Consider the following 13,535-nt stretch of genomic DNA (forward strand, 5'->3'; position numbering starts at 1 on the left):
CATGAATTACTTAATTTATTCCTTTATAATCAAAACAGATAGGAGGTGTGATGTATGGAAACAGTGATAAACATTCAGAAAGCGATTGACTATATTGAGGAAAACATAGTAGCAGAATTGAACTTTGAGGATATCGCAAGCCAGGCTTATATGTCAAGTCATCATTTTCAAAGACTTTTCTCAATGATTTGCGGTATATCGTTGGGAGATTATATCCGAAACAGACGATTAACACTTGCGGCAGCAGAAATTAAAAGTTCGGATACCAAAATAATTGATATTGCTTATAAATACGGTTATGAAACACCAGAAAGTTTTTCGCGTGCGTTTTCCCGTTTTCATACTATTTCGCCAATGATGGCGCGCAAGCAGGGTGAAATAAAAATATTTTCCAGAATTACTATTAACTCTATTATAGAAGGGATGAATTTAATGCAGGAGAAAATTAAGGAACGAGGTTATACGGTAGGCAATGTCGGCTCAGTTTATCTAACTGCTGACATGGACAAAACGGTCAAATGGTTTGAAGAAATATTAGGGTGGTATGCAGGAGTTGAAGTGAGAGACAATAACGGTACACCAACATATGGTTGTGCTATGCCATTTAGTGGCGAATTGGTGCATCTTGGTGTTACGTCTTTTAATGGTATTTTTTTATTACCAGGTGAAACACCACAATGTTTAATTTCTATGATGAAGGTCAATAACCTCGACAATTTGTATTATCATGTGAAAAAATGCGGTTGGGACCATATAACAGAAGTCACCTTCGAATCATGGGGAGCAAGGGTATGTAATATAACAACGATTGATGGGTGTATTTTAAGGTTTTTTGAGTAAATATTTAAAGAATTAGGAAATGTAGGTAAAATAAAAATGGTTCAGTTAGAATTTTTAAATGAAGAAAACGAAAAATTATTGTATAAGATACAAAGGGATGATGTACCACTACATTTTGCAGAAGATATTTCTTATACAATTGCGCTCTCAAAATATGGAAAAGATAATAATCTTAAAGGTTATTGCTACGCAATAAAATACAAGGAAGATTATGTTGGGATTATTTTAATTGGGAAAGCAATAGAAGGCGAAGCTGATCCGGTTGAATTAAAGGGACACCTCTTTTTTCGTATCATAGGTTTTGTTATCGATAAGCGATATCGTAATTTGGGAATAGGCTCAGAAGTCTTAAATGAGGCTTTGTCAGGTATTTACCGCGAATATGGAAAGGTTCCGGTAGTACTGGAATGTCATAAAGATAATAAAAAGGCTTTGGAATTTTATTCGAAAGCTGGATTTAAGAATACAGATATTCTTCATAATCAAGATTATTACTTTATAAAATAAGGCAATTTTCTTACCTACATTATGGGATGAATGGAATTCCTGTCAGATTTATATTATGGCTATAAAATAAAATAGGATTAGCTGTTACCGCAACCGACAAATTCTTGCAAATATTATCGGGTATATACGAAATAAATATATTATACTTTACTTGAAAGGGGAAGCATATGGATACACTTGAGAATATGAAAAAAGCGATAGATTACATAGAGGATAATCTTGATGCTGAAATTGAATACGGAAAGGTTGCACAGATAGCATTATGTTCCCAATATCACTTCCAACGTATGTTTGCATTTCTAATTGGTGTACCGCTGTCCGAGTATATACGCCGTCGCCGTTTAACACTTGCTGCTTTTGAGTTACAGAATAGTAATGAGAAAATAATCGACCTTGCTTTGAAGTATGGTTATAATTCACCTGATTCCTTTTCTCGTGCCTTTGTTGCCATGCATGAAGTTACGCCCTCAAAAGCAAGAGAAAAAGGCATCTCACTAAAAGCGTATCCCCGTGTAACATTCTCCTTATCAATAAAAGGAGTGGTTGAGATGAATTACAGAATTGAGCAAAAAGATACATTTGCTGTTGTAGGTGTAAAACAGAGGTTTTCGCATATTAATGGCTTGGGGGAAAGCATTGGTAAGATGTGGAGCGAAATGCCAGGGGAAACAATGGCGCAAATTGCTGGACTTGGTAATGGTTTGGTAGGTGTGTACAGTGGGATGTATGAAGACAATACGACGGATTACTATATTGCCGCCATAACAGAAGCTGATACCCCCGAAAATCTGTGCAAACTGGACATACCCTCTCTTACCTGGGCGATCTTTGAAATAGTCGGTCCCATGCCTACGGCAATGGCCGAAATATGGGGACGAATTTTTTCTGAATGGTTTCCTACCTCTGGTTATGAGCATGCAGAAGCACCGGAAGTAGAATGGTACTCAGCCGGTGACCTTAGCGCCCTTGATTACAAAAGCGAAATATGGATACCGGTAATTAAAAAGTAATGAAAATACCGCCTAGCGGTATCTTAAATCGTTAGAAGTCTTTGTAGAGTTCTTTCAGAATGAAGGGTGATGTTGATGATAATTAAGATCTGTAATCATGATTGTACAGAACTATGGGATGGTATTTTATATAAAAAACTATCCAATTACCCAGTAATTTCGAATTGGGAAATGAAAAATGTGATTGATTTTATCTATTACGAAGAATCCCATGGTAGAACTGTAGAAATAATCTCTGATAATGCCAGTATTCCCGCAGCTATCAAGAATGCATTAAATCATAGGGAAGAATACACTAATCTGCAAAAACCTGAAAAAATTACGGAATGTACAGCATGCAGAGATAGAAAAGGGTGCATGACAAAGTTTGTATGTCATACTGCACCACTTGAAAATGCGATTAAAATATTGGAGTGTGGTAGTTTATTATCTGCGGTAAATGCCAGAAAACTTCCTGCAAAGCTGCTTGCAAAGGAAGAAAGAAACGCTGCCCATGACCCAGAAGATTTTTTTCATTATGTGATGTTTACTTGGGGGAACTGCCAGGCTGGAGACAGATTAGTTATGGAAAGAAAACTGAAACGTTTTCCGACGGAAGAGGATTTGAGTCTTAATTTAACTCCAGGAGTACGGTTTTATTTTGAATACGATACGCTAGACAACCATCCGCAGGCGGTACATGACGGTTTTTTACCAATTAAAGTTAAAGATGAAGTAGTGTTATGCGATTATGTATATGCAATTATTATCCCAGGTGCATATAGAGAATTATTAGAAACTATGATTCCGGATAAGCTATTAGGTAAAGTTTTTTATGTAGATAACGACTGCAAAGACGTATGGGACTGGTCAGAAAAGGTATATTCATTGGTAGAAAATTTATAATGGCATATTTTTAACTAGTTTGTTTCACGTTTTGTTGAATATTATGATATACAATGGTGATAAAAATGAAGAAAAAAATACAGGATATTATTTTTATAATTTTTTTTGTTATACTTCTGCTAATAGTAGCACCAATATACGTTATACCGATTGGCAATAACATAATTCTTAATAATTATACAAAAGAGCTGAAAAACACCAAACTAAATGCCGATTTTGAAATAGTAGCAAAAGACGATGTTTGCGGGAAATTAGTGGGTAATGGAAACGGAATGCAGTATTTTTCGGCATTGTTAATTCATTCAGAAAAAGAGTTGGTATTGGAAACTGTTAACTCAGAAGATATCTTTCTTATAAAAGTAGATGATAATGCTTTTGAGGATTTTTTTAATGATTTTGATTTTGCAGAATACTGTGATAACATAGAGAAGAAGCTAGAAGAAATCACTGATGCCAAGAATTACTATGTATTTTACTCATACTATGAAGCTCCGTTAGATTCCATATGGAATGATGATTTGAGAGCACATTAGATTAATTATACGTAGCAGGTATAGTAAAGGAGTGGAAGCATGCTTTATCCAAAGATTATTAATATGAGTGTTTATCTCTGTACAAGGTCTGATGATGGGACGAAGCCTGTACAGAGTATATGTAATAAATAATAAATAATAAATTCGTCCGGCCATTGGATTTTGTACTTATAAGAAAAGTTTAAACTTATAAGGAGAAAATACAATGAAAAAAATAACAAGGAATTATTTCGTATTTTGGTTTGGTCAAGCGGTATCACAGCTTGGCAGTTCTATGACTAGTTTTGCACTTACCATCTGGATATATAAGCAAACAGGTTTGGCTATGTCGTTATCACTGCTGTCTTTTTGCACCTATTTACCTTATGTTATGGTAAGTATTTTTGCCGGAGGATTCGTTGACAGACATTCCAAAAAAGCGATTTTAATTATAGCGGATACGATAGCTGCGATAGGTACAGCCAGTATATTCTTAGGTTTTCAGTTTAATATGTTATCAACCTGGCAGATTTATTGTGTCAATATTATTACAGGTTTTATGAATGCATTTCAATCACCAGCTGCCTCCATTGTGACGGGACTGCTTGTACCGGATGGACAATATGAAAAAGCCAGCGGATTAAATTCTTTTTCCAGCAACCTGATAACGGTGGCAGCTCCTGTATTTGCAGGAATGCTTATGGCTTTTGGTGGTCTGAAAGTAGTAGTGCTAATCGACTTGCTGACCTTTCTTTTTGGAGTGGGAGCGGTGTTATCTGTGTCCATCAAAGAACCTTCCCGCCAGAAGAAAAAGGTTAGCAAAAAAACCTTCGAGGGCTTAACGGAGGGAGTAAGTTTTTTAAGAGAGAATAAAGGTTTACTATATATTATATTAAATATGGCATTCATAAATTTCTTTTCAAGACTGACTTATGAGAATATTTTATCACCAATGATTTTATCCAGAAGCGGAGGTAATAGTACAGTGTTTGGCATTGTAAGCGGTGTACTTGGAATAGGTGGTATTATTGGAGGAATTTTGGTCACTGTCGGTAAGAAGAAAGGAAATCCTTTAAAGATGATTTTCTTCTCTGCGGCAATTTCTTTTTTGCTTGGGGACTTACTAATGGGTGTTGGCAGGAATCTTATGGTTTGGTGTATTGCCGGATTGGCTGCAAGTATACCCATTCCATTTATTATGGCAGGGCAAAATCTTATCTTATATAGGCTGGTTCCAATACATATGCAGGGGCGGGTATTTTCCCTCAGAAATGCAGTACAATATTCTACTATCCCTGTTGGTATTTTGCTTGGCGGTTATCTGGCTGATTATGTATTTGAGCCGTTTATGGCATCTACCTGCGAATTGTCTCTTATACTCAAAAAAATAGTTGGAACTGGTGCAGGCAGCGGAATGGCAGTTATGTTTTTATGTACGGGAATCTTGGGTAGTATACTTAGTTGTGTTGCCTATAGGAACAAGTACGTGCAAAGTATAAAATCACATATCAGTTAGAATAGTTTTTAAATAAGGTTTATAACTAAATACGAAATTAAAGTTCGTCAGTAGTCTCTATAAATAAACTTCTGACGAATTTTTATATGTAAAATAAAATTTGATCGTCCGGTTCTTGGATTAGTAGTATTGTTTTTTGATAATCAGAGAATGCTCTATTTAACGTAACCAAATAGATGCTATATCAATATATTTCATTTTTCATTCAAAAAATGCCGAAAAAAGGTTATAAGACGAAATTGACAAATAATTACATATATACTAGGATAGAATTGTAAATGGAAGCTTGGCTGTCTCATATTCATTTGCTATCATCTCGGAATCTAAGTTTCGATTTACAAAAAAATAAGAAGAAGAGGGATGTATATGAAGAAACAAGTGGTTATTTTTATGGTACTATGTATGTTTTTTACTAGTATTTTTTCGACAGCATCAGTAAAAGCGGAATCAGCATTGCCTGCAATTCAAGATCGTTATTTATGGTCAATTACCGTAAATGACAAGGGGACCTTTGCAGCAGTAGGTGATTTTGGTACTGTCAGACTAACAACGGATGGGACAAATTGGAGTGATATTCAATTACCGACAGAATATACTCTAAACTCTGTTGCCTGTAATGGTTCCAGATTTGTTGCTGTAGGTGCCTTTGGAATTATGTATACCTCAGATGATGGAATTACATGGAAAGAGGTAATGCCGGGTGAGAACGGTTATAATCTTAATTCGGTAATATGGAACGGCAAATTATTTGTGGCCTCCGGGGATTATGGAACAATACTTTACTCCAATGACGGTTATCAGTGGAACTATGCAGAAAGTGTAAGTGGAATAAAATCAGACATTGTAAACATGGTATGGAATGGCAGCGTATTTTATGCTTTAACGAATGATAACAAGTGTCTGTTTTCTAACGATGCCATTACCTGGAAGGCTGATAATGTAGTTCTTGAGGATAATTCAGTAATCTTAGAAAGCGTAACCTGGGATAAGGACAAGTTTATTGCTGCCGGCAATGTCGGAACAATAGGTATTTCTAATGATGGAATTATATGGAAAATAGTATCAAGAGATGAATCGGTATATTATAACGATATAGATTGGACAGGCAAAGATTATGTTGCTATTGGAAGTAACGGAACGATTAGTGTTTCAAGTGATGGAGTGAAGTGGGATGAAGTATACCAAAAAGGTCCTTACGCATTCCAGGACATTGCTCAACTTGAAGATCATGCAATAGCCGTTGGAGACAGTGGGTTAATCGCAGATTTGCTTCTGGATTCCGGTCCTAAAGTAACTCCTGTATACCCAGGTGCGGATAGCGGTTTTCAGCTCTGTGATGTGGCTTATGATGGTGATACCTATGTGGCTGTTGGTACTGGTAGAAGAATTCGGATATCAAATGACGGCGAACAATGGAAGGATGGTTATCAAATTCCGGGTGCTGGCGACTTAAATGGTGTAGCTTGCGGAGGCGGTGTTTTCATTGCAGTAGGTCAAAATGGGCAGCTATTTCGTTCAAGTGATAAAGGAGAAAGTTGGACAACTCCTCTTAAGGGGGTTGGTAATACCTTTTTCGGAGTATCCTATAATAATGGAGTATATTTTGTAACCGGAAGCAATGGATTGATTCTTGTCTCTTACGACAATGGAATCCATTGGGATGATTATGTAGTAAAACCAGCCGTAAATATTAAGCAGGTAAGTTATAATGGACGGGTTTATGTGGCGGTAGGAGATCAGGGACAAATTTATACTTCTACCAATGGCTCAAACTGGACTACCCAGACTTCGGATACGGATAAAAATCTAAGAAGTATTGCATGGACAGGAGATCGATTTGTAGCAGTTGGTGAAGACGGGACGATTCTTACCTCCCCGGATGGAGTTAAATGGGAGTCGGTAATGTCTGGAATATCCGTTACTTGGAAAGATATAACAGTATGCCCTCCTTCGGCTTCTGTGAAGTATTCAATTATTGTAGTTGGCTCCAATGGCAAGACCTATGGATCGAATGATGGATTGAAATGGTTTCCTTTAGATTCTCAGGTTGGCACCAGTCTGAACGGAACAGTTTATGGAGATAAATATGTGACTGTAGGATGTTTTGAAAGAGTAACAGTTTCTAAAGACGGTAATGATTGGATAAATATGTTATAAAGGTAAGGAAGGGGCTGTCGCAAATGCAGCCCCTTTCTTATTTCATACGAGGAAAGTTCATCGAACTTCCAATGAAATAAAAAGCCAGACTCTTTCTTATGCAATAGTCCTTAACAGACCCGGTCTTATCTTTTTGTAATAATATAGAATCATGCAGAAGACGGCTGTTCCCCAGGTAAGCGGATAGCCCAGGTAAAGTGTATATACGGACGGGAAATGTGGAATCATGACAGTCAGCCATAGGATGCGCAGACCACACAGGTTAAAGATAAACAGCAGCATGGTATAAAAGGTGTTTCCGGTACCTCTTGCCATACCAATTAAAATCTGGCAGGAGGTTAAGAGCATATATCCGGGGGCAAGAATTCGCGCCATCATGGTTCCGTAGCGGATAACCTCTGCCTCGGAAGTAAACAATCTAAGCGGAATCTGGCTGAAGAAAAAGAGGAGAAGCCCAACAAACCCTGCGTAAGCGATGGAGATTCTAAGCAGTGCGGTGAAACCTTTTCTGACACGGTCATATTTATGCGCACCAATATTCTGGGCAATATAGGTGGTAGTAGTTAAAGACAGGCAGTTTGCCGGAAGCAGAGCAAAGGAGTCAACCTTACTATAGATAGTATTACCTGCCATAGCCTGAGCGCCGAAGTTGTTAAGATACCCCTGGACAATTACGTTGGATAAAGAGGTAATAGTGGTCTGGATACCAGCAGGAATGCCGAATTTTAATAGTTTAATCAGCATTTCTTTGTCATAGCGGATGTGAGACAGTGTCAGCCGGTATCCTTCCTTGGTGTGACAGAGTTGGTATACTACACAAAAAGCAGAGACGAACTGAGCGATTAACGTTGCAATGGCCACACCCAATACGGCAAGGTGGAAAACAGCAACGAACAGGATAGATAAAACAGCATTTACCACAGAAGAAATGCATAGAAAATAAAGCGGATGCCTGGTATCTCCAACAGCTTGCAGGGTTCCGGCCCCCATATTATATATAATGGTAAAAAGTGCCCCAAGAAAGTATATGCGCAGGTATAACTTTGCAGCCTGAATTACTTCAGGCGGCGTATTCATTTTGGATAGGATAGAAGGGGAGAAAAGAAAGCCTGCAACAGAGATTAGAATTCCCAGCAGGATACAAAACCAGAAGGAGGTATGAATGGAACGTATCAGCCTGACCGAATCGCCTGACCCATAATACTGGGCAATGATAATACCTGCTCCGCTGGTCAGACCGATAACAAAACCGATGAATAAATTAATGATCTGTGCGCTGGCACCAATAGCGGCCAGTGCACTGCTGCCGACAAAGTTGCCTACAACAAATGAATCGGTAGTATTATATAATTGCTGGAATAAGTTACCCAGAATTAAAGGACCTGTAAACAAAAGGATGCTTCTGTTTACAGGTCCTTCTGTCAATGAGTTTATAGTAAGGTTTTTCATTTGTAATGTCTCCGGTTTACTTTAAGCTGGGTCATCTGATAAAACTTGGTTACGGCTGGTTTCCAGGTAATTATAAAACGTAAACTTACTGATACCAAGAAGTTCACAAATCTGTTCTCCGGATTTGGTAATCAGAAAGGCACCTTTTTCGTCTAGAAAATGAATGAATTCAATTTTCTCATTTTTGTTCATGTCACATGCTTGTTTTCCTATCTGCTCCTGACCTTTTTGAATCAGATGTGTAAGAAGATTGTTTACATCCGGTGCAAATATCTCTTCTTCATTAGAGAAGTTCTCAAACTGATTGAATTGGCGAAGATAGCCTTCGAATTGGAGCGTTTCTGTGATATCCATATTAACACAGACAGAGCCAATGACGTTACCGTCATCATCTTTAACATAAATAGAAGATGAACGAAGGATTTTTCCGTCCTGAGTTGTAGTGATATAGTTAAAACGATCTCCGTCAACAACAGTCCCGCGCAAAACTTCAAGACCTAAGTTACTGCCGCAGCCACCGATGGCACGATTGGTAATATATCCGTTACGGATATCTACAATGGAGTGATCATAGTCTTTTGTCAGGTCATGAAGAACAACTTCACATTTACTGCCGAATTGTTTTTCGATTAAAGTCAGCAGCTGCTGAAATAAAGGCATAGCATCATCTAAAGATTTCATATAAAAATCACCTCTTATACTAAAATAAAATTAGAATATTGTTATATAATCATAACTTGGACCTATTATATCATATAAAAAGTTTTTGAACAATACAAAAATCTGAAAAAAAGTTATAAATCGAACACTGAAATAAAGAAAAGTAATAAAAGTAATATTGGAAAAGAGAGACTATAAATAAAAATATGCTAACAAATTTTTTGGAAGAAAAAGTTATTTATGTATAAGTACAGATAAATAGCTTAATTTTACCTATACCCAGAGATATCAAAAATATAGGAGATATTAAGCATTACGAAGGATTAAAAGCATTTTTTCGCAAATGTAAAGATATGTGTTTTATAAAACTACTGAGATATAATGGGTTTTGAAAAAATTATAAAATTCAAACATAAAGTTAGATTGATTACACAATCAAATTGGTAAACAGGTAATAATAATTAAAAAAAGTTAGTTAAAACTAAAAAAAGTGTAATAAAAGTGCAAAAAAACAAAAAAAAGTTCTTGTAAACTAACAAAAAGTATGATAATATAAAAACGTCATAAAAAAACGTGAAAAAAGCATAAAAAAAGTTTGATAAACATTACAAAAGTTTATATGGACTTTGTGCAAAGAAAAGGAGGAGCAACATATGAAGAAGAAATTAATGTCGTGCCTGCTGGTTACCGCACTGGTAATCGGAACCCTTACGGCCTGTGGAAAAAGCGGAACTTCCACACCGAATACACCTACAGAAAGTACGGATAGCAGCACACAGAGCGAATCCGGTAATACACCGGCGGCGAATACGGAAAAGAAAAAGATAGTTTTCTGGTATTCTCACACAGGTGATGAGGCCACCAGCTTTGAAAAGGCCATCAAGGCCTATAATGAAAGCCAGGATAAGTATGTAGTGGAAGGCTTAAGTGTTACCGATAAACAAAAAGTAATCGTTGCAATATCCGGTAATGAAGCACCAGATGTAATTGAAGCCTCCAACCAGGATGTGATTACATATGCTACCAGCGGGCTGATCGAACCAGTTTCTGATATGGCATCATCAGACAATTATTCTATGGAAGAACAGTTTGCCGGACAGTCATTGATTGCCAATACACTGGAGGATAAGGTATACGGCGTACCCTTTGCTGCTATGATTATCCAGATGTTCTACAATAAAGACATACTAAAGGAAATCGGATATACACAACCTCCAACAACCATGGAAGAATTATATGATATGGCCGTAAAAGCTACTCAAGTGGATGAAAACGGTACGATAACCAGACTTGGCTATCCATTATTCCCCTTAGCCAGTGCAAGACAGGAATTAATTTATGCTTTCGGCGGCAGATGGTGGGCAGAAGACGGTAAGACCCTGACACCGGACAATCCTGGAATCCTTGACAGTTTAAATATGAACTTGGAATACAGAAGTAAGTACGGTATTGAAAAAGTTCAGGAATTCGTAGCCACTGCCAATACAAACCGTTATACGGAAAATGATATGTTCTTTGCCGGAAAGCAGCTGTTCCGCTTTGACGGTCCCTGGTTAGCTGCCATGATTAAGAACAATAACTCGGATGTTAATTATGGTGTTGCATTAATTCCCGGTACCAAAGCACAGCCTGAATTACAGGGCACCAGCCGTTATGAAACCAATAGTTTGACCATTCCTGTTGTTGCAAATGAAAAAGAAGGTGCTTGGGATTTTATTAAGTATTTTACGAATTCCGATGCAACCAAGGAGCTTCTAATCGACATAGCAAATCTTCCGACTCAGCTATCCTTATATGATGATCCTGACATTCTTGCCCAGCCTAACTTTGATGTATTTGTTGCGGCCCTTAAGACCGAAAATGGAATTCAATATCCTAAAATTGAGGATCTTTCCAAATATACCTCATTAATCGAAGAACATCTGGATTATGCTTATAATGGAATGGAAACACCGGAAAAGGTATTAAAAGAATTGAAAAAACAATCAGATTTATTGAAATAATAGCATTTGATTTTCATAGGAATTAATTTAAATACGAATTGATAAACTGCCTGTGAATGGGAATATCCCGTATAAGTTAACCAACTTATATGTGGTATTCCCACTCAGGATTTTTTCAGACTGGGAGAATGCCCGGCGTACTTTATTTATTAGAAAGGAGTAGTCCTATGTTGAAAACGACTGGAGTTAAAATGAAAAAATCAGAACGGCGGGATAATTTAAACGGGTTCTTATTTGCACTTCCATGGATTATTGGTTTTATCTGTTTCAGTCTGATCCCATTACTGACTTCATTATATTACAGCTTTACTTCATTTAACCCGGTAAAAGCGCCGGAATGGGTGGGGCTTGAAAATTATCAGTATTTATTGAAAGATCCCTTAGTGCTTAAGAGCTTGAAGAATACTTTATTTATGGCATTTGTATCAACACCGATTAATCTATTTATTGCAATGCTGCTGGCTTCTTTATTAAACAGCAAGTATAAGGGAAGAGGGTTTGTCAGAACGATTTTCTTCATGCCCTCAATCATACCGATGATTGCTGCAACTATGGTTTGGATCTGGATGTTTGACCCTACCTACGGCTATATTAACCGTATTATTGGTATGGTGGGTATCCACGGACCTGCCTGGCTGGTTAATCCTGCTTATACAAAGTGGGCGTTAGTTCTGATGGGAACCTGGTGTACCGGTACTACCATGCTGATCTGTCTGGCGGCACTCCAGAATGTACCCAGAAGTTATTATGAATCTGCTGAAATTGATGGTGCCAACGCTGTCAGCAAATTTTTTCGTATTACCCTTCCGGGTGTGGCACCGGTGCTGGTATATCAGGGGATTCTTAATATCATTAATTCCTTCCAGTACTTTACCCAGGTCTATGTTATCATTAATGCCAGCTCCGGCGGCGGGGCAAGCAATGCAGGCGGTGGACCGGCCAATTCTATCCTGATGTATCCGCTTTATTTGTTTAATACGGCCTTTTCTTATATGAAGATGGGCAGGGCTTCCGCTATGGCATGGTTTTTATTTTTAATTGTCTGCATCCTGACCTATATTATGACCAAGATTACGAAAAAAGTATCCAATAACGGAATGGGAGGCGAATAAATGAAATATACAAGTGCTTATTATAAAAAACGTCTGAAACCCATACCGTTATATTTATTGATTTTGTGTTTGTGCCTGATTTTTATCTCTCCATTTCTGGTCATGGTCACCACCGCGCTAAAAACAAATGGGGATGCCTTTGAACTGCCGGTTAGATTATTTCCAAGAAAACTGATTTGGTCCAATTTTCCGGAGGCCTTGGAAAAAATCCCATTTGCCCGCTATATGATGAACAGTATCTTTATCACAGCTATGTCTATTATCGGACAGCTTATAGCCACACCGTTGGTTGCATATTCACTGGCTAAGATCAAGTGGAAGGGAGCACCGATTATATCAAGCCTCATTATGGGTTCTATGATGATTCCTTATACGGTAACCATGATCCCCTTATATAAAATCTGGTCTGCACTGGGACTGACCAATACCTACATACCGCTTATTGCACCGACATTTTTCGGAAGCCCGTTCTATATAATTATAATGAGACAGTTCTTTGCAGCTTTGCCTAATTCATTAATGGAAGCGGCTAAAATTGACGGAGCAGGAGAATTCAGGCGTTATATATCAATTGCGCTGCCTTTATCTAAACCCGCACTGACTACGGTTGGTATCTATGCCTTTATCAATGCCTGGTCTGATTATCTGGCACCGCTAATCTATATTAATAAAACAGAAAAGCTGACTTTGTCATTGGGATTACAGGGATTTTTAAATCAGTATTCCGTTGATTGGACCCATTTGATGGCAGCAGCTACCGTATTTGTTATTCCGGTCGTGATTTTCTTCCTGTTTTTCCAAAGGAATTTCGTGGAGGGTATTGCCACTTCTGGTATAAAGGGTTAAACTCTGCTTTTACTGGTTTTTGTGTGCAATGGAGCATG

General features: G+C 37.7%; 12 protein-coding genes. 10 read left to right on the plus strand and 2 right to left on the minus strand.

The window, feature by feature from the left end:
- Positions 1–54 precede the first annotated feature (54 nt).
- The 7 genes from QA584_RS10500 to QA584_RS10530 all read left to right on the plus strand — a co-directional run bounded on the left by QA584_RS10500 (position 55) and on the right by QA584_RS10530 (position 7,427).
- On the plus strand, positions 55–840 hold the full coding sequence (locus QA584_RS10500) for a helix-turn-helix domain-containing protein (protein ID WP_278274469.1): 786 nt from the start codon (positions 55–57) through the stop codon (positions 838–840).
- A gap of 36 nt (positions 841–876) precedes the next feature.
- Positions 877–1,347, plus strand: coding sequence for a GNAT family N-acetyltransferase (locus tag QA584_RS10505; protein WP_278274470.1), 471 nt, complete (start codon positions 877–879; stop codon positions 1,345–1,347).
- 167 nt (positions 1,348–1,514) lie between these two features.
- Complete coding sequence (locus tag QA584_RS10510; protein ID WP_278274471.1) at positions 1,515–2,357, plus strand: AraC family transcriptional regulator; 843 nt, start codon at positions 1,515–1,517, stop codon at positions 2,355–2,357.
- Positions 2,358–2,432: 75 nt separating this feature from the next.
- Entirely contained in the window at positions 2,433–3,242 is an 810-nt protein-coding gene (locus QA584_RS10515) for a hypothetical protein (protein ID WP_278274472.1), read from the plus strand.
- Between the two features lie 65 nt (positions 3,243–3,307).
- On the plus strand, positions 3,308–3,775 hold the full coding sequence (locus QA584_RS10520; RefSeq protein WP_278274473.1) for a hypothetical protein: 468 nt from the start codon (positions 3,308–3,310) through the stop codon (positions 3,773–3,775).
- 205 nt (positions 3,776–3,980) lie between these two features.
- On the plus strand, positions 3,981–5,270 hold the full coding sequence (locus QA584_RS10525) for an MFS transporter (protein ID WP_278274474.1): 1,290 nt from the start codon (positions 3,981–3,983) through the stop codon (positions 5,268–5,270).
- A 366-nt stretch (positions 5,271–5,636) separates the two neighbouring features.
- Entirely contained in the window at positions 5,637–7,427 is a 1,791-nt protein-coding gene (locus QA584_RS10530) for a hypothetical protein (protein WP_278274475.1), read from the plus strand.
- A gap of 96 nt (positions 7,428–7,523) precedes the next feature.
- Here the strand turns inward: QA584_RS10530 and QA584_RS10535 are convergent, their stop codons facing one another.
- Both QA584_RS10535 and QA584_RS10540 read right to left on the minus strand, forming a co-directional pair.
- Entirely contained in the window at positions 7,524–8,876 is a 1,353-nt protein-coding gene (locus QA584_RS10535; RefSeq protein ID WP_278274476.1) for an MATE family efflux transporter, read from the minus strand.
- Positions 8,877–8,897: 21 nt separating this feature from the next.
- A complete protein-coding gene (locus tag QA584_RS10540) occupies positions 8,898–9,557 on the minus strand; it encodes a helix-turn-helix transcriptional regulator (RefSeq protein ID WP_278274477.1) in 660 nt (219 codons plus the stop codon).
- A 632-nt stretch (positions 9,558–10,189) separates the two neighbouring features.
- Here QA584_RS10540 and QA584_RS10545 point away from each other — a divergent pair.
- The 3 genes from QA584_RS10545 (at position 10,190) to QA584_RS10555 (ending at position 13,497) form a co-directional block, all read left to right on the plus strand.
- Positions 10,190–11,539: an ABC transporter substrate-binding protein gene (locus tag QA584_RS10545; protein ID WP_278274478.1), complete on the plus strand. Its 1,350-nt coding sequence runs from the start codon at positions 10,190–10,192 to the stop codon at positions 11,537–11,539.
- 167 nt (positions 11,540–11,706) lie between these two features.
- Positions 11,707–12,651, plus strand: a complete 945-nt coding sequence (locus QA584_RS10550) for a carbohydrate ABC transporter permease (protein WP_278274479.1) — start codon at positions 11,707–11,709, stop codon at positions 12,649–12,651.
- Positions 12,652–13,497, plus strand: coding sequence for a carbohydrate ABC transporter permease (locus QA584_RS10555; protein ID WP_278274480.1), 846 nt, complete (start codon positions 12,652–12,654; stop codon positions 13,495–13,497). It begins immediately after the preceding gene.
- Positions 13,498–13,535: the final 38 nt, after the last annotated feature.

This window comes from Anaerocolumna sp. AGMB13025 (assembly GCF_029689925.1).
Taxonomy (GTDB): Bacteria; Bacillota; Clostridia; order Lachnospirales; family Lachnospiraceae; genus Anaerocolumna.

What these genes read in the sequence shown, in the direction of transcription:
- QA584_RS10500 (WP_278274469.1), top strand. Translation starts at nt 55, where the DNA reads ATGGAAACAGTGATAAACATTCAGAAAGCGATTGACTATATTGAGGAA.
- QA584_RS10505 (WP_278274470.1), top strand. Translation starts at nt 877, where the DNA reads ATGGTTCAGTTAGAATTTTTAAATGAAGAAAACGAAAAATTATTGTAT.
- QA584_RS10510 (WP_278274471.1), top strand. Translation starts at nt 1,515, where the DNA reads ATGGATACACTTGAGAATATGAAAAAAGCGATAGATTACATAGAGGAT.
- QA584_RS10515 (WP_278274472.1), top strand. Translation starts at nt 2,433, where the DNA reads ATGATAATTAAGATCTGTAATCATGATTGTACAGAACTATGGGATGGT.
- QA584_RS10520 (WP_278274473.1), top strand. Translation starts at nt 3,308, where the DNA reads ATGAAGAAAAAAATACAGGATATTATTTTTATAATTTTTTTTGTTATA.
- QA584_RS10525 (WP_278274474.1), top strand. Translation starts at nt 3,981, where the DNA reads ATGAAAAAAATAACAAGGAATTATTTCGTATTTTGGTTTGGTCAAGCG.
- QA584_RS10530 (WP_278274475.1), top strand. Translation starts at nt 5,637, where the DNA reads ATGAAGAAACAAGTGGTTATTTTTATGGTACTATGTATGTTTTTTACT.
- QA584_RS10535 (WP_278274476.1), bottom strand. Translation starts at nt 8,876, where the DNA reads ATGAAAAACCTTACTATAAACTCATTGACAGAAGGACCTGTAAACAGA.
- QA584_RS10540 (WP_278274477.1), bottom strand. Translation starts at nt 9,557, where the DNA reads ATGAAATCTTTAGATGATGCTATGCCTTTATTTCAGCAGCTGCTGACT.
- QA584_RS10545 (WP_278274478.1), top strand. Translation starts at nt 10,190, where the DNA reads ATGAAGAAGAAATTAATGTCGTGCCTGCTGGTTACCGCACTGGTAATC.
- QA584_RS10550 (WP_278274479.1), top strand. Translation starts at nt 11,707, where the DNA reads ATGTTGAAAACGACTGGAGTTAAAATGAAAAAATCAGAACGGCGGGAT.
- QA584_RS10555 (WP_278274480.1), top strand. Translation starts at nt 12,652, where the DNA reads ATGAAATATACAAGTGCTTATTATAAAAAACGTCTGAAACCCATACCG.